The 15990-nt window shown below is 69.7% G+C and carries 12 protein-coding genes and 1 pseudogene; 2 read left to right on the top strand and 11 right to left on the bottom strand.

The annotated features are described in order from the left end of the window. Window positions 1-33: 33 nt before the first annotated feature. From ACN27A_RS20700 to ACN27A_RS20740, 9 genes are all read right to left on the bottom strand, one after another. Window positions 34-1854 carry a M3 family metallopeptidase gene (locus ACN27A_RS20700; RefSeq protein WP_421455950.1) on the bottom strand — a complete coding sequence of 607 codons (1821 nt, stop codon included), beginning with the start codon at window positions 1852-1854 and terminating at the stop codon, window positions 34-36. Continuing rightward, complete coding sequence (locus ACN27A_RS20705) at window positions 1845-3110, bottom strand: PQQ-binding-like beta-propeller repeat protein (RefSeq protein WP_421455953.1); 1266 nt, start codon at window positions 3108-3110, stop codon at window positions 1845-1847. The genes ACN27A_RS20700 and ACN27A_RS20705 overlap by 10 nt, the downstream gene beginning before the upstream one ends. A gap of 8 nt (window positions 3111-3118) precedes the next feature. Then, on the bottom strand, window positions 3119-4363 hold the full coding sequence (locus tag ACN27A_RS20710; RefSeq protein WP_421455956.1) for a hypothetical protein: 1245 nt from the start codon (window positions 4361-4363) through the stop codon (window positions 3119-3121). Window positions 4364-4365: 2 nt separating this feature from the next. Further along, window positions 4366-5406, bottom strand: a complete 1041-nt coding sequence (locus tag ACN27A_RS20715) for an arginase family protein (protein ID WP_421455959.1) — start codon at window positions 5404-5406, stop codon at window positions 4366-4368. 109 nt (window positions 5407-5515) lie between these two features. Then, window positions 5516-6733 carry a cytochrome P450 gene (locus tag ACN27A_RS20720; RefSeq protein ID WP_421455962.1) on the bottom strand — a complete coding sequence of 406 codons (1218 nt, stop codon included), beginning with the start codon at window positions 6731-6733 and terminating at the stop codon, window positions 5516-5518. Further along, window positions 6730-8514, bottom strand: a complete 1785-nt coding sequence (locus tag ACN27A_RS20725) for a non-ribosomal peptide synthetase (RefSeq protein ID WP_421455966.1) — start codon at window positions 8512-8514, stop codon at window positions 6730-6732. The genes ACN27A_RS20720 and ACN27A_RS20725 overlap by 4 nt, the downstream gene beginning before the upstream one ends. Before the next feature lie 55 nt (window positions 8515-8569). Beyond that, a complete protein-coding gene (locus ACN27A_RS20730; RefSeq protein WP_421455968.1) occupies window positions 8570-10645 on the bottom strand; it encodes a hypothetical protein in 2076 nt (691 codons plus the stop codon). Next, window positions 10642-10845, bottom strand: coding sequence for a hypothetical protein (locus ACN27A_RS20735; RefSeq protein WP_421455971.1), 204 nt, complete (start codon window positions 10843-10845; stop codon window positions 10642-10644). Before ACN27A_RS20735 ends, ACN27A_RS20730 begins: the two co-directional genes overlap by 4 nt. Window positions 10846-10978: 133 nt before the next feature. Further along, on the bottom strand, window positions 10979-11146 hold the full coding sequence (locus tag ACN27A_RS20740; RefSeq protein ID WP_421455974.1) for a hypothetical protein: 168 nt from the start codon (window positions 11144-11146) through the stop codon (window positions 10979-10981). 618 nt (window positions 11147-11764) lie between these two features. Here ACN27A_RS20740 and ACN27A_RS20745 point away from each other — a divergent pair. Beyond that, entirely contained in the window at window positions 11765-13618 is a 1854-nt protein-coding gene (locus ACN27A_RS20745; protein WP_421455976.1) for a M3 family metallopeptidase, read from the top strand. Window positions 13619-13674: 56 nt separating this feature from the next. Continuing rightward, window positions 13675-14292 carry a nitroreductase family protein gene (locus tag ACN27A_RS20750; protein ID WP_421458545.1) on the top strand — a complete coding sequence of 206 codons (618 nt, stop codon included), beginning with the start codon at window positions 13675-13677 and terminating at the stop codon, window positions 14290-14292. Between the two features lie 252 nt (window positions 14293-14544). Here the strand turns inward: ACN27A_RS20750 and ACN27A_RS20755 are convergent. Next, a pseudogene (locus tag ACN27A_RS20755) lies at window positions 14545-15147 on the bottom strand (SDR family NAD(P)-dependent oxidoreductase); the annotation flags it as partial. An 83-nt stretch (window positions 15148-15230) separates the two neighbouring features. Further along, window positions 15231-15959, bottom strand: a complete 729-nt coding sequence (locus ACN27A_RS20760; RefSeq protein ID WP_421455978.1) for a class I SAM-dependent methyltransferase — start codon at window positions 15957-15959, stop codon at window positions 15231-15233. Between the last annotated feature and the right edge of the window lie 31 nt (window positions 15960-15990).

The following is a 15990-nucleotide window of genomic DNA, read 5'->3' on the forward strand; positions in this document are numbered from 1 at the left end:
GCGCGGCGCGGATGTAGGCGTGCGGGATTTCGGTCACCGCAGCAGGGCCCCTTCCCCGGCGGCCGCCGGCTCGGCCAGCGTCCCGTCGGCGGCCAGCCGATCGTAGAAGGCGAAGACCACGCCGCTGTCCGGAGTGGCGGTGGGCAGAGAAAAGTCCAGGCTGGAGGCGAAAATCTCGCGCAGTTCTGGCCGGCCGGCGACCTCAGCCAGGGTCAGCGGCTCGAAGATGAGGAACTTGTCCACGCTGTCCGAGGCGCCGTACAGGTAGGCGAAGTTCGCCCCCGGATTGGCCTGGAACATCGGCCAGGTGAAGTACATCGGGAAGTCACCGAGCGCGCAGTGCCGCGAGATGCCGAACCGCTTCTCCAACGTGGCGTACGCCTCGGCGAGCCCGCCGTCGTTGCGGCGGTGCACCTCAAAATCGAGCGCGGCGGTGACCGCCCGCTCGACGTAGGTCCGCTGGTACTCGATGGCCTTGATCCGCTGGCACGCCCGCACCATCGCCCGATCCTGCGCGTCGAGGGAGAGCGAGCGCGCGAAGGCCGGATGGTACACCCACTTCTCGAAAAACATGCTCAGGTACTCCAGCCGCTCCAGCGGCAGGTACTCCAGGCCGGACCGGTTGGAGATCCGCTTGCGGATCAACAGGTGGTTCAGGGCGTGACCGAACTCGTGGAACAGGCTGTGCACGTTCTGAAAGGTGATCCGATTGGTCCGGTCGTCGTCCCGTTGGAACCGGCACGACACGTACGCGACGGGGTGCTGGACCAGGTTGCTCCAGTCGGTCCGGTTGCGCAGCCCCTTGGTGTGGTTGGCGCCCACGGTCTTGCCGGCGGTATCCCACAGATCGAAGTTGATTTGCCCGACCGGGCGGCCGTCCGCCACGACCGCCACCGTGATGACGTGGCTGTTGCCGGAGGGCAGGGTCCTCAGGTCCAGACCGAAGATGCTGCGGGCCACGTCGAAGATGAAGGCCAGACACTCGTCCAAGAGGAACAGCGGGGCCCGGTTCCCACTGGTAACCTGCCGCATGTAGAAGCCGAAGTGCTCCAGCGGGTCGCCGTCGGTCTCGACCGCCTCGCGTACCCGCTCCACCAGCCGGTCCTGGCTGACCAGCGCCTGCCGCACGTAGCGCTCGATGAACGCCTCAGCCTCGTCGGCCCCCACGCCGCACTTGGTCAACGCCTGGGCGATGACGCTCGAGTGTCCGGCTGCCTGACTCTGCTCGCGCCGGACGCATACCATCTCGTCGACGATCGCAACGAGCTCGTCGTGGCGGCTGTCCCGGGTTGCCGTCCACACGCGGGACAACTTATGCCGGGTCGACGCGCTGGGCGTACTGCTCACCAGCCGGTAGAAGACCGCCGACGGGTTATTGGTGTCGGTGGGCGCCCCGACGCGACCGAGGAACCGCAACTGCGCCTGCTGCACCTCGGCCAGGACTGACTTGGCGCGCTCCTGGAGCTCGTCCGTCCGCCGGTCCTCGGCGGGGCCGGCGGCCTCCGCCTTGTCCCGCAGCTGCGACACGTACGCCAGCCGGGACTCCTCCGCCTCCGGGTCCTCGCAGCGCAGGTCGAGCAGCTGGCGCAGCACCTGTTCGTCGAGTCGCGGGTTGTCGTGGAAGGCGTCCCGCCAGGCCAGCAGCCCGTCGTACCGGACGTGCTCCTCGTTCGCCTCGAGATACAGGAAGATGTAGGCGACGTTGTTGTAAATGGCCGTGATCTCCACCAGGCACTCTTCGGTCAGCGCGCCCCTGGACAGGATCGTTTCCAGCCGGCACATCATCCCCGCCAGGGTCTGCTCGAGCGCTTCCAGACTCTCCCGGTCCGGCGCGGTGATCGGATCTATGGACACCGTTTCCCCCTGTCGCTGCTTCGAAATCTGAACCGGTAGAGATCGCCCGCGTACGAGGCGCAGTAGACGTTCCCGTCGGCCGCGGCGACGGGGGTGATGTCCATCGCCGGCTCGTGGTCGGACAGGCCGAGCACCTGGCTGCTTTCCCAGCGGAAGGCGCCGTCCCGGTGGCCCAGGCAGAGCATGTTCCCCCGGCCCGTGGTGGTCACGAAGTCGCCGCTGGGCAGCACCGTGACGGATGTGTACGAGCGCGGCCCGCCCTGGTCGCTGCGCCAGAGCTCGCGCAGTGACCGGACGTCCAGACCCACCGTGACGTCGTGCTGGAGGCCGACTGCGGCGACGCCGCCGGAGACCGCAGGGCTAGCGGTGATCTTCGAGCCGAGGGCCAGCTCGCGCCGGATCTCCCCGGTTCCGCCGTCCAGCAGCAGGCACCGGCCTGCGACCGTGCAGACCAGCACCCCCCCGGTCTCGTGCAGGGCCACCGGGGAGGCCTTGACCGGATGCCCAACCTCGGTCCGCCACCGCTCGGTCCCGTCCGGGGCGAGGCACAGCACATGTTCCGCGCAGCAGACGATCGCCGTGCCCGCCGCCGTGGCCGCCGGGCTGGCGTACGGGTCGCGGTAGGCGGCAGCACCGTCGTGCTCCGCCTGCCAGGGCCGGGGCAGCACGTGCTCGAAGACCACCCGACCGGTGCCCAGGTCGACGGCCAGGCACCGACTGTGGAAGGCAGCTACGACCAGCAGGTCGGCCGCCGGGAGCACGGTCGGGGTGGCGCAGACCGGCGAGCCGGCTGTCGCCGACCAGACCAGCCGGCCGCGCAGGTCGACACAAGCCAGCTCGCCGTTGGTGGCGACGACGACGACGTGCCGACGACGCCGGTCAACCACCAGTGAGGCGTAGATGGAGCTGGTTAGCCGGATCCGCCAGTACTCCTTGCGCAGCGACGGATCGAGCAGCCGTACGAAGCCGTCGTCGCTGGCCGCCACGACTCCCACTCCGGCCACCACCGCCGGTGTGGCGCTGATCGGCACAGCGATGGTCCGGCCGAGCGTCCGGTTGTCGTACGTCATCCGCCGGTGCCCGCACACCGCCGGTTCGGCCGTCCAGTCGACCGGCTCGGCGGCCTGTCCCGGAAGCACCGACTTCACCGGGTCGTGGCGGAACGCGGGCGCCGGAAGCGCGTCGGGCACGCCACCCGACGCCACCTGGGGCTCCGGCCGCACGCCGGAGGCTTCGGAGGTGACCAACCGCGACACGGGGCTGCCTACCCTTCCCGTCCAGTCACCGATCCGGTGGTCGCGTGCCCGTCAAGCGCGGCCGCCAGCCGGGCTCGTGCCGGGTGGGAGAGCCGCCGCGCCAGCGCCAGCGCCGCGGAGATGACGTCCTCGCTGGGTTCGGCGGCGTCCACCAGGCTCAGGTAGTGGGCCAGGGCCAGCTCGTCGTCGCCGGCGCGCTCGCGGCACCGGGCCGCCTGCAGCAGGTGGTGGCCGACGTACGGCGGGCCGATCCGCACTGCGGTCTCGAACAGCTCCGCAGCCTGCCCGATCAGGCCGAACCGCACGTATGCCTCGGCCAGCTCGCCATAGCTCGGGGACCAGGCCGGGTCGATCGCAATCAGGGCGCGTCCCGACTCCTCCGCGCGGTCCTGGTCCCGGGTGAGGTACATGTGCTCCTTCAGCGAGGATTCGTGGTAGGTCTTCATTAGATGCATTTCGTACGCCCGCGGTCGCTTGGTGATCGTGTCCCGGGCGGCGTCCCGGGCGTGCTCCATGTAGCGCCGGGTGGCGGCCACCTCCCCCTTCGCTGCGGGAATCATGGCGATTCCCCGGTACCAGGAGGAAAGGGCCGCCGGCTCCACCAGCCCGGGCTTCTCGGCCAGGACGGTGCCCGTCGCCACGAACCAGTCGAAGTCTGCCTCGGAGAGTTCCCGCCGCTTGAGGAACCAGACCACGCCCTGCGCGCAGGCGTCCATCACCCGATCAGGGGGAATGGCACCGGTCTCGATCGCCGCACGCATCCGGCCAAAGGCCCGCTGGGAGGCCGCCCCGTCGTCGCGCCGGTTGGAGACGACGAACTCCAGCATGGCTGTCTCGAAGGCTTCCAGTGGGGTGCGCGCGGCGGCGGCCTGCACGAGCAGGCGTTCGGCCATCCCGAAGCGGGAGATGCTGATCAGCGCGGCGGAGAGATTGACCAGCTGGACCACGTCGAGATCGGCGCTGCTCTCGACCAGCTCCGCCAGGTTCTTGATGGTCGCCGTGGGCTGGTACCGGAGGCTGTCCAGTTCCTCGAAGGCGACCCCTTCGAGCAGTGCGACCTCCTGCAGCACCTCCGACTCGAAGACCTGAGCGAACAGATAACCGAACTGATGCGGGCTGAAGTCGCGGTACTGCTCGACGCAGGCCCGGGAGAACAGGTCCGCTGGCTGGTCGTTGGTCGCCTCGTACTCGAGGCCGATGAAGGTCTGCTGGAAGGTGTTCCGGTTGGCACGGGAAATGCTGAGTTCTGTCATCGTCAAGCCTCCGGGCAAATCGTGATCAGGTGCTCGCCCGGGTGGGCCGAGTCCGGGATCGGGGCTTGCCGGGACTGCCGCGTCAGCCAGCCCAGCAGGTGCAGCATGATCGCCACCGCCCGCCCGCCGTCGGCGAGCGTCTTGGGGTCGCGGGCGGCCCGGGGCGTGGCGAACTCCACCATGTCGAAACCGATCAGGCGGTTCTCGGACAGCACCGCGTCGATCGACCGGAGGAGTTCCCGGACGGTCATGCCGGCGTCGGCGGGATATGCGGTCGCGGACATCGCGCTGCGGTCAAGCACGTCTACGTCCACCGTCAGGTAGACGTCGCCGCCCCGGCCGACTGCGTCGCGCAGCGCCTCCGGGTCGTCCAGCGCCGGCGAGGTAAGGCAGATCTGGCGCCCCACGGTGGCGAGGTAGTCGAGGACGGCCGGAGCGGCCGCAGCCTCGACGGTCGCGTACGGGTCGATCCCGATCTGGACCAGGCCGCCTGGGCCGATCTCGTCGGCGATGTGCGACATCACATTGGTGTTGAAGATCGGCTCCCGGGCGGCGGCGGACCGGTCCGCGCCCTGGTTCCAGATCTGCAGGTCGAGGTGGTGATCGAACTGCACCACCCGGAACGGCCGGTCCCGGCGGGCTCGCAACGCGCGGACCATCGGCAGGGTGACCGAGTGGTCACCCCCGATGAGGCAGGGCGCGACGTTCGGCGGCAGCGCCTTGACGACGTTCTCGATGGCGTTCAGCGCCTCGGTCAGCGACATCCCGTCAAAGGTGATGTCGCCGAGGTCGACCACCCCGTCGAGGAGGGGCGCGCCGGCCCGCAGGTCGAGCACGGTGGGTGTCTCGGCGGACCAGGTGTACGCCTTGGAGAGGGTGCGGATAAAGAAGGGACCGTTCTCGGTCCCCTCGTGTGCGGTGCCCAGGCTGTGCCCACCACCGATCACCGCAGCCACCGCGTCCGGCGCGATGGCGTCGGCCGGCGTGGCGGCGAGGCCGCAGAAGGGAACCGTGTGCGAGTTACCCGGTGCGAATGCTGTCATCACTCGCCTCCCGTCTGCGGAAAGAGGAATCGATATGGATGCCGATTTGTTCTGGTGAGTGCGAGTTCGTCTCACCTGCTGATCGCCGCCGAACCCGATCCGGTCTCCATCAGACGACCTCCAGCGGAAGCGAGGTGGTCCCGAGAATGAAGTTCGAGCGGAGCCGCCGGGGCGTACCGGCGAGCCGGAACCGGGCTGGGACGGCCAGCAGCGCGCCGAACAGCAGCGACAGCTCCCGCTGTGCCGCTGGGGCCCCGATGCAGCGGTGGATGCCCGCGCCGAAGGACAGGTGCCGGTTTGGGCTGCGGGTCACGTCGAAGCGGTCGGCGTCGGGGAACTGGACCCGGTCGCGGTTGGCCGAGACGTTCCAGAGAGTGACCGAGTCACCCCGGCGTATACAGTGCCCGTCACGTTCCACATCCCGCATTGCGACACGCTGCACGTACGCGTTGACCGAGCTCCAGCGCAGCATCTCCTCTAGGGCGCCGGTCAGGGCGTCCGGCCTCCGCCGCAGCAGGTCGTACTGGTCGGGGGCGGCGATCAGCGCCTCGATCCCGTGGCAGGCGGTGTACGACGACGTCTCGTTGCCACCCACCGCCACGTTCATGCAGTTGTAGAAGATGTCCTCCTCGGACATCCGCCGACCGTTCACCTGTGCTCGCAGCAGCAGCGTGATCAGGTCCTCGGCGGGGTTGCGCCGCCGCTGCGCGAGCATGCCGGCGAAGAAGTCAAAAATCTCGGCCTGCGTCCAGGCCAGCCGCAGCTTCTGGTCCCCACCGGTGTCCACGAACGTCTCGTCCCGGAAGCCCACCATCCGCCGGGTCAGTCCGATGAGGTGGTGCGCCTCGTCGTGCCCGATGCCGAACACCACCATGAGCGCGCCGGCCGGCAGCTCGGTGGCGATCTCGGTGGCGAAGTCGCAACCACCGGCCGCCACCGCCTGCCCGACGGCCTTGTCGAGCAGGATCCGTACCTGGTCGCCAATGCGGTCCACGACGGCGGCCGACAACGCTGGGGCGATCTGCTGCTTGAGCAGCCGGTGCCGGGGCAGGTCGCTGGCGACCAGCATCCGGCCCGCGGCGGTGTCGTCGTCGCTGCGGAAGGACCCGCCGAGGATCGCGCCCCGGGCCGACCCGAACGACGCATGTTCTCGGTACGCCCAGTGGACGTCCTCGTATCTGGTCAACGCCCAGAAGCGGCTGCCGTCCGCGCCCTCGTTCCAGTGGATCGGGCGGTGCTCCCTCAGCCAGGCGAACGTGTCGAGGTGCCGACCGCCGACGAACAGGTCGACGTCGGTCAGATCCACCGGGACGGACGGTCCGGTCACGCCCCAGCTCCTGTCGCCCGTGCCTTCTCCACCAGCGCCGCCACGTCGGCCAGCACCGGATCGCGCAGCACTGCGGACAGCTCCACCGACACCCCGTACGTGCGTTTGACCTGGCTGTGCATCCGGAAGGCGAGCAGCGAATGGCCGCCGAGGGTGAAGAAGTCCTCGTTCACGCCGACGTTCTCGACGCCGAGCAGCTCCTCCCACAGCTCTGCGAGATAACGCTCGACCTCGGTACGCGGCGCCACGTGGCGGGCCCGGCGCTCCCGGACGCCGTCGGCGATCTCGTGCAGGGCCGCCAGGTCCCGCTTGCCGTGCTCGTTCGACGGGATCTCCTCTACCAGCGCGAACTGGCTGGGCACCAGGTAGTCCGGCAGTTCCGTCCGGGCGAGCTCCTGAATCTCCCGCAGGGTGGTGTCCTCGGCGGGCACGACCACGGCGATCAGGTGCCGGTCCTCCCCTTCGCCGCTGGGCAGCACGACCGCCTCACGCACTCCCTGGCTGCGGCACAGACATCGCTCGATCTCGCCCGGCTCCACCCGGTAACCGCGGATCTTCACCTGCCCGTCCGCCCGCCCTACGAACTCCAGGACCCCATCCGGGCGCTGGCGGGCCAGATCACCGGTGCGGTAGAGCCGTTCCGGGCCGTCGGGCAGCGGACCGGCCACGAAGTGTTGTTGGGTCAGCTCCGGTGCATCCAGGTAGCCGCGAGCGACCCCCGGACCGCCGATGTAGATCTCCCCGATCTCCCCGGACGGCACCGGCCGCATGCCATCGCCGAGAAGCAGAACGGTCGCCCCGGCTATGGGCTGCCCGATCGGAATGGTGTCTCGCTCCGCGTCGTCGGCGGTGACCCGGTGCGCGGTGCAGGCGGTGGTCGCCTCCGCCGGACCATAGAGGTTGTACAGCTCGCCCTGGAACTCTCCGTTCAACAGGTCCCGGCAGGCCGAGGGCATGAGGACGTCACCACCGGCCTGGAGGACCCGCAGCGCGGCGAAGGCGTCCCGGTCCTCCCGGATCACCTGGTTTATGACCATCGTGGGCACGAGCATGGCGGTGATCCGCCGCCGCCTCATCTCCCGCCGGAAGTCAGCCGCCAGCAACTCGGGCACGGCCGGCAGAACGACGATCTCCGCACCCCGGTACAGCGTCGTCCACAGCTCGAAGTGGAAGGCGTCGAAGGAGACGCTAGAGATCTGGCCGACCCGGTCGTCCGACACCAGCTCCGGCAGGCTCGGGTTGGTGGCGAACGAGACAATGTTTCGGTGTTCCAGCAGGATCGCCTTGGGCTGCCCGGCCGAGCCGGAGGTGAAGAGCACGCTGGCCGCCCCCGCCGGCTCGGCGAGATCCACAGCTGGCGCCGCCGTGGTGGCCTCGCTGCGAAACGCCAGCTCCTCGACACCCAGGTGCGCGATGCGCTGCCGCCAGTCCGCGCGAGTGACCACGAGCTTGCAGCCGCTGTTGACCAGCATGTGGTCGCGGCGGCCCTCCGGGTACCGGGCGTCCACGGCGACGTAGCTGGCGCCGGCTCGCAGGATGCCGAGGACGGCCACCACGAGATCCACCGAGCGGTCCAGGTAGAGGCCCACCCTGTCCTCCGTCCCGATGCCCCTGGCCCGCAGGTCGGCCGCCAGTGCGGCGGAGCGCCGATCGAGTTCGGCGTACGTAAGGCTGGTCGCGTCGTCGCTGACGGCGGGACGGTCCGGCCAGGTCCGCACGCTCGTGGCGAACATGCCGGTCAACGTCTGCGCGGCGGGCACTCCGGTGTCCCAGGTAGTCATTGCGGGCCTCCAACAACGGGCTGAGCAGAGGGTGGACGAGGTGTGGCGGCGGTCGTCAGCAGCGCTGGGCCCGCAGCCAGACCGCACGCTTGATGCAGCGGACCGCCCCGTCGACGGCGACGAGGACGACGACGTTGTGCAGATCTGGGATCGTCCGTTCCCGGTCGCTGTCCCCGGTGAGTTCCACCGTGTGGCCCGTCCCGGCGGACAGCTCTACCGAGCTGATCCCGTCGAGCCGGCACAACAGCAGGTCCTGCCGGCGGAAGGCGGCACCGACCGTCACGGCGACGGCCCGGTCCTGCGGGGCGATGACATCGACGGCGAGGTGAAACCGCTCACCGCGGGCCACTTCGGCCGGTGCCGTGACCCGGACCGTCGCGGGGAACTCCTCGGCGCCAGAGAGGACCTCCCCGCATCGGGAACAGACCACGTAACACAGCCGGGGGCCGGTGCCGGCCGCCGGCGTGACGTGGTGACGGACCGCAGTGGCGTCACCACACTGGGGACACTCCTCCACGTCGGCGGCGGTGCGGACCTGCCAGGGCTCCGGCCAGCCGCCGAGGAAGTGGTAGAAGGAGCGGGCGACAACGGCCAGCTCCTGCTCGACCGCGCCGTGCTGCACGGCGACCAGTCCGTCGCGGGCCGACGCGTACGCCTCGGCCGCCTCCCGTGCCGCGGTCAGATGCTCGGCCTCGGCCCGCTGCCGCACCGCCGTGGCCGCCTGGCGGTCGAGTGCGTCCAGCCGGTCGCCCTCAACCCGCAGACCAATCTCGGTGAGTTCGCGCAGCCGGCGTGACCAGGGCCGGAACTGATCGCGCCAGGGCACTAAGAGCGACGCCGGCGCCGGGGCCACCGAACCGGCGGACCGGCCGCACACCGTGGTCAGGGCCCAGCTGGTCGCGGCGTCCGCGCGGGTCACCACCACAGGTCCGCCCGGATGCACCGGCAGAAGGCCGGTCCCGTCGACCATCGTCACCGCTGCGCCAGCGGGAATATCCACCGTCCCCTCGGCCGACGTCGCCAGACGGGCAGGCGAGGCTGCGGGCACCGGGACCAGGCCGGCGTCCCCGAAGAGCGCCAGCCGGCCCCTTCCCGCCGGGTCCGCCGAGATCGCCTGATTGACCTCGGTCAGCGCCGTGCCGAGCGGCAGGCCGGCACGGAGCAGCCCTCGCAGCAGCGGGGCCGCCCAGGAACTGCCGCCGCGGGTACCGACGGCGCAGACCACCGCGAGCGCGGATCGGGCGAGCATGGTCAGCGGGATCGACACGTCGGTGCGGACCGCGCCGTCGCCGCTGGCCGCAGTACGGCAGCTGTCCAGCACCGCGAAGGCCGCCGGGATCTCCGCCGCGCGCAGGTTGTCCCGGATCCGGAGGCCATACTTGCAGCACATCTGGCTCTGCTGGCAGGCCGTGGGATGTTTCGACCATCGCTCTGGCTGGACCGGGTCGACGGGCAGCAGGGCCCGTTCCTCGCTCCGACCGCAGATGGTCCCGTCCATCAGGTCCATCGAGCAATCCCGGGCGTGCGCCCTGCCGGCGAGGATGGCGACCCCGTTCCTCGTGGCCGCGCGCAGCCCCGCCACCGTGACGTCGAGCCCGGTCAGCCTGTGGGGCCCGCCGTCCTCGGAGAGCGTGTCGAAGGAGAGGTCATCCGACTCGGCGGCGACGGTCGGCCCATACAGGAGGGTACGCGCGGCGAGCCCGCTGGCCGTGGCGGGGTCGCGGGCGACGAAAAGGCCGAGCCGGGCGTCGGGGGGGAGCGCGGCGAGCACGGCCGAGGTCACGCCGTCCACGGCGCCCACCAGGGTCACCGGCCCGTCCATGCTGAGTCGAACCGCCTCGGCGAGGGTAGCCCGACGCATCGGCCGGCCTGAACCGCGGGCGAGCACCAGGCCGACGGGTTCGAACTCGTCATCGGTCACCAGCACCGTGCCCTGCCAGGCGTGCGGGTCCGGCTTGACCGTTTCGGGCCCGGCGACGACGATGGACGGTCGCCCCGCCGGGGACAGGACTGGTACGAAGGCGAGGTCGCGGTCCACGCGCTGCGCCAATGCGGCGTAGGCCTGCGGGTCAGCGACCGTTGTGACCCGGTCGGTGCCGGGTGGGATGGCCACGTCGGGGTAACCGTTCATCTGCGGTCCTCCGCGGACGCCGGGTGGTCGGACGGACGGCTGCCGCAGCCCGGAACCCGCCTGGTCAGCCGGTCGTAGCCCGGCCGCCGGTACACCGCGTCCTCGGTGAAAAGTTCGACCAGGCCCGGCATGTCGCCCTGGTCGACCAGCCGGTAGCACCGTCGTACCTGCTCGCCCGCAGCCTGGTTCCGTGCCAACACTTCCCCGCGTCCAACCTTCGTGATATGCGTCTCAAACGCGCGGAAACGCGTTTGGAGAAAGCATGCGACAATTGCTTTTAACGAGGGCGGGGAGCCCCGGCAATTGCCGGAGCTCCCCGACTCGTTGCCTACTTCAGCGAGCGTCGACCTCGACCAGCATCGAGTCCAGCTCAGCGTCCAGCTCCACGTTCGAGAACGCCTCGATCTCCGGAGCCGAGGTGTCGGCCTCGGCCTCGAAGAACAGCTCCGCCGACATCACGCGGAAGAAGGCTGGCTTCTTGGCGTAGGGGTAGTTGGACATTGTTCCTCCTCGAAGTGGGGGATCGATGGGAACAATCCTTCAACGAAAATCGCGAACCTGTCAAGACCCGCCGCAGTACCACCTCGGGTCCGGTCCGACCATCGCTGCACGGGTATCGAGGCGGCGCACGAGCAGCCCGGGCCGACGTATGGGAAAAACCGCCGACAAGGTGCTAGCTGCGAAAACGTTCCGCCAGACCTGTCTCTCGCGAAACTGCGGCGAGACGAACGGCGTGCCGGCGAGGTAGGGTCTCGGTTGCCGCAGCCTTCCGGAGCAAATTCCTCTCTCTCGCGTTCTGGCGAGGTTGTGGTTATGTTTTGCGTGGCTCTCGGGCCGCTCAACCCGGGCCACGCCGAAATCGGGGCCGCCCTCGTGATGTACATTGCTGGGGCTTGATGAGGAGAGTGTGTACTGTCCATCGTCGATAATCCGTTCGTTGCGTCCGACCAGCGCCCGTATCGAATGCCGGCGTTCGATCGGATAACTGAGAGCCACTTTCTTCCGGCTTTCGAGTTCGCCATCAGCAGGCAGCGGGCTCAGGTTGAGGCGATAGCGACGAGCGTGGAGTCGCCGACCTTCCAAAACACGATGGAACCGCTGGAGCGGTCAGGTTTTCTTTTGGATCGCGTACACGCGGTCTTCCTGACGCTCTGCTCGGCCCACACCAATCCCCGCCTGCAGGAACTCGAGGCGGAGGTGGCCCCGCTGCTGGCCGCGCACCGCGACGCGATCTTCCTCGACCGCCGGCTCTTCGCGCGGGTGGACGACCTGCACCGCAGGATCCCCGACCTGGGCCTCGATCCCGAGTCGGAGTGGCTGCTGAAGCGGTACCACACCGACTTCGTGCGCGCGGGAGTCGGCCTGTCTGATGAGGACGCCGAGCGGCTGCGGGCCCACAACGCCGGGCTGGCCCTGCGTTATGCCACCTTCAGCCGCCGGCTGCTGGAGGAAGCCAACGAGCTCGGCGTCCTGGTGACCGACCGAGGCCAGCTCGACGGGTTGCCGGAGGACGGCGTCACGGCCGCCGCCGAGGCGGCGCGGAGCCGGGGGCACGAGGGGGGGTACCTGATCGCCCTGGCGCTGCCGACGGCGCAGCCGGCACTGACCTACCTGCACGACCGGGCCCTGCGGGAGCGAATCCACCGGGCCTCGACCGAGCGGGGCGCTCGCGGCAACGCCAACGACACGACCGAGTTGGTGCGCGAGATCGTCCGGATACGTGCGGAGCGGGCACGGCTGCTCGGGTACGACACCCACGCCGACTATCAGATCGAAGACTGCACCGCCCGCACCGTCGCCAACGCGCGAGGCATGCTGGAAAGCCTGGTCCCGGCGGCGGTGGCGAACGCGCGCGCCGAGGAGGCAGCCCTGCAGGCGGTCGTCGACGTCGACGGGGGTGGTTTCCGCCTCGAACCGTGGGACTGGGCGTACTACGCCGAGCGGGTACGCCGTGACCGATACGCGGTGAACGAGGCCGAACTTCGCCCCTACCTCGAGCTGGAACGGGTGGTGTTCGACGGTGTCTTCCACGCCGCCGAGCGGCTGTACGGCCTGACCTTCCACGAACGGCACGACGTGCCGGTGTACCACCCAGACGTCCGGGTCTTCGAGGTGTTAGACGGGGACCGAACCCCGTTGGGGCTCTTCCTCGCCGACTTCTACGCCCGCCCCTCCAAACGGGGTGGCGCGTGGATGACCAGTCTTGTCGCGCAGTCGCGGCTCCTGGACGCCCGCCCGGTGGTGATCAACACGCACAACATTAACCGGCCCGCCCCCGGTGAGCCCACCCTGCTCACTCTCTTCGAGCTCAAGACGGTCTTCCACGAGTTCGGCCACGCACTGCACGGCCTGCTCTCCGACGTCCGGTTCCCGCGGTTTGCCGGCACTCAGGTGCCGCAGGACTTCGTCGAGTACCCCTCGCAGGTCAACGAGATGTGGATGTTCTGGCCGGAGGTGCTGGCGAACTACGCCCGCAATCACCGGACGGGCGAGCCGATGCCGAGGGAACTGGTCGACCAGCTACACATGGCGGCGCGGTTCAACGAGGGGTACAAGACGACCGAGTATCTCGCAGCGTCCCTGCTGGATCTCGCCTGGCACTCGCTCGGCCCCGAGGACAGGGTTGCCGACGTCCGGGCGTTCGAGGCCGACGTGCTGGACAAGGCCGGTTTTACCCTCCGGACCGTACCGCCCCGCTACCGCACCACCTACTTCGAGCACATCTTCTCCGGCGATCACTACAGCGCCAGCTACTACTCCTATATCTGGAGTGAGGTGCTCGACGCCGACACGGTGCGGTGGTTCGAGGAGAACGGGGGACTGGAGCGGGCGAACGGGGACCGGTTCCGGCGGGAGGTGCTGTCGCGGGGTGGGACGGCCGACGCCATGAGCTTCTTCCGGTCGCTGCGGGGTCGCGCCCCGGAGATCCTCCCGCTCCTCGAACGACGTGGACTGCGGGCGACGGCAGGCTAATGGGGTTCCGGCGGATCCACCGCCGGGCCGGAGACAACCGACCGGAGGGAGGGGCGATGCTGACCCGGAGCGTGGAGCCGGACGTCAGGTGCGAGCCAGCGGGGAAGCTGCACCCGCTCATCGCGGGCCGGTGGAGCCCTCGGGCGTACGACCCGGCGTACGTCGTCGAGGAGAGTTCCCTGCACAACATATTGGAGGCGGCCCGCTACTCGCCGTCGAACCGCAACTCACAGCCCTGGCGGTTCCTCATAGGGCGGCGCGGCGATCAGGTCTTCGACGGACTGCTCGACGCCCTCGCCCACGGCAACCGTCTGTGGGCGGCCGCCTCCTCCGTGCTGATCTGCGGCCTCGCCGCGCGGTGCGACGAGTCGGGTGAACCGTTGCGGTGGGCGTCCTACGACCTTGGCCAGGCAATCGCCTACCTCACCGTCCAAGCCATGTCCGAGGGCCTGTACGTCCGGCAGATGGCCGGCTTCGACCCGGCCAGGATCCGCGTCGGCCCGGACGTGCCCACCGGCTTCGACCCGTGGATCGTGGTGGCGGTCGGCGCCCTCGGCGACCCGGAGCGGCTTCCCGCCAGGTGGCAGGCCGAGGAGGGTGCGGGCCGGGTCCGCATCGAAATGCGGCTGCTGATCAGCGAGGCCGCCACCCCGCACCCGCACCGCCCCGACTGACAGTCGTCCGCTGGCCTGGCGGCTAGAACCTCGCTGGCGCTGCCGGATCCTCGCCGTCGAGATACGCGCTGTACGCCTACGCACCTCGTCGGCGTACGCAGGATGGGTGAGGACGTAGAAGCGCTCGGCCCGGACCGGCCGGACCACCTCGTCGCCGATGAGCCGCGGGTTCAGCCCGAGCCTGAAGGCCTCTGCGGCGGCCTCCTTCGACCAGCCAGCCGGGAACGGGCCGGCGTCGGCGAGCCGGGCTGGCCGGTTGCGCGCCGCGTCAAAGATCCTCGTGTCTACCGCCGCCGGGCACAGCACGGACACCCGAGGTTCGAAGCCGCCGTTGACGAGTTCCAGTTGAACGGCCTCCGACAACGCGATGACCGCCGCCTTGGTCGTGCCGTAGATTGAACGGCCGGTGAGCAGACCCGAGATCGACGAGGTGTTCACCACGTGCGCCTCGCCGCCCTGTTCGATCATGATGGGCAGGAAGCTCCGGATGCCGTGCACGACACCCATCACGTTCACGCCCAGCAGCCAGGACCAGTCGTCGTACGTGGTCTGCCACAGGGGAACGGTGGGGATGTGCACCCCGGCGTTGTTGCACAACAGGTGCACCTCGCCGTACCGCTCGAGGGCCGACTCGGCGAGCCGCTCGACCGCCTGCGGATCCGACACGTCCGTCACGACGGCGTGCACGTCGGCGCCGGCCGCCCGTAACTCGGCGACGGTGGCGCCCAGCGCGTCCTCCTCGACGTCGCTCAAAACCACCCGCACGCCGGCGTTCAGGAAGGCCTCGCTCATCCCCCGGTCGATGCCGCTCGCCGCGCCCGTGACGACGGCGGTCCTGCCCCTAAGCTGCTGCATGCGGCCAGGGTAGACAATCCAGCCGCGAAGATGATGGCCGCGTCGGCGCGTTCGTGGGATGCAAGCGGCCAGCCACGCGCTGGTCAGGTCGAGTGCGCACCAACGACCAATTCGCCGTTGCCCGCCCCAACGCGCTGCCGCTGCCAGCCACCGAAGACGAAGTCCACCGCCCAGCCCGTTTCCTCCAGCGATGCCCGCAGCTCCGCCTCGGTCCGGAAGCGCAGGGTGGCGGAACTAAGTCGGGCCCGGTCCGGGAACTCGTAGTGCCGGATCACGTCGACCACGCCGGTGTCCGTCGCGGTCGCCTCGCTCCAGACGAGGACGTCGCTGCCGTCGGGCAATGGCACGGTGCGGCTGGACGCGCGGTTCCAGGTCGTCCAGTGGCGGAAGGCCGGGTCGCGGGAGTCGAACAGCAGCCGGCCGCCGGGCACCACCGCGCGGTGCAGAGCGGACAACGCGTTCCGCCACTCGTCATCCCCCACCAGGTACTGGGCGACATGGCTAGTCATTAGGGCCACGTCGAAGCTCGCCGACGGCACGTCCTCCACCGTTCCGCAGATCCACGTGACCAGCTCCGCACCCGGTTTGGCCCGGGCCGCCGACAACGACCCCGCCGCCGGGTCCACCCCCGTCACCCGGTGCCCGCGCCCCGCCAGCGCGACGGTGAGCCGGCCAGTGCCACAACCCAGGTCGAGTACCCGTGCCGGTTCCGCGCCGACCGCCTCGACGAAGAAGTCGTCGTCCGCTGCCCACCGGCACTCGCCGTCGTATACGGTGACGAGCAGGGGATCTTCGAACTCACCGTGCCGCATCCCACGAATGCTAGTCGCCCTCGACAAGCGC

It is taken from the genome of Micromonospora sp. WMMD737, from assembly GCF_049179055.1.
Lineage (GTDB): Bacteria > Actinomycetota > Actinomycetes > Mycobacteriales > Micromonosporaceae > Micromonospora > Micromonospora reichwaldensis.

What these genes read in the sequence shown, in the direction of transcription:
- ACN27A_RS20740 (WP_421455974.1), bottom strand. Translation starts at nt 11,146, where the DNA reads ATGTCCAACTACCCCTACGCCAAGAAGCCAGCCTTCTTCCGCGTGATG.
- ACN27A_RS20725 (WP_421455966.1), bottom strand. Translation starts at nt 8,514, where the DNA reads ATGACTACCTGGGACACCGGAGTGCCCGCCGCGCAGACGTTGACCGGC.
- ACN27A_RS20730 (WP_421455968.1), bottom strand. Translation starts at nt 10,645, where the DNA reads ATGAACGGTTACCCCGACGTGGCCATCCCACCCGGCACCGACCGGGTC.
- ACN27A_RS20760 (WP_421455978.1), bottom strand. Translation starts at nt 15,959, where the DNA reads ATGCGGCACGGTGAGTTCGAAGATCCCCTGCTCGTCACCGTATACGAC.
- ACN27A_RS20750 (WP_421458545.1), top strand. Translation starts at nt 13,675, where the DNA reads ATGCTGACCCGGAGCGTGGAGCCGGACGTCAGGTGCGAGCCAGCGGGG.
- ACN27A_RS20710 (WP_421455956.1), bottom strand. Translation starts at nt 4,363, where the DNA reads ATGACAGAACTCAGCATTTCCCGTGCCAACCGGAACACCTTCCAGCAG.
- ACN27A_RS20715 (WP_421455959.1), bottom strand. Translation starts at nt 5,406, where the DNA reads ATGACAGCATTCGCACCGGGTAACTCGCACACGGTTCCCTTCTGCGGC.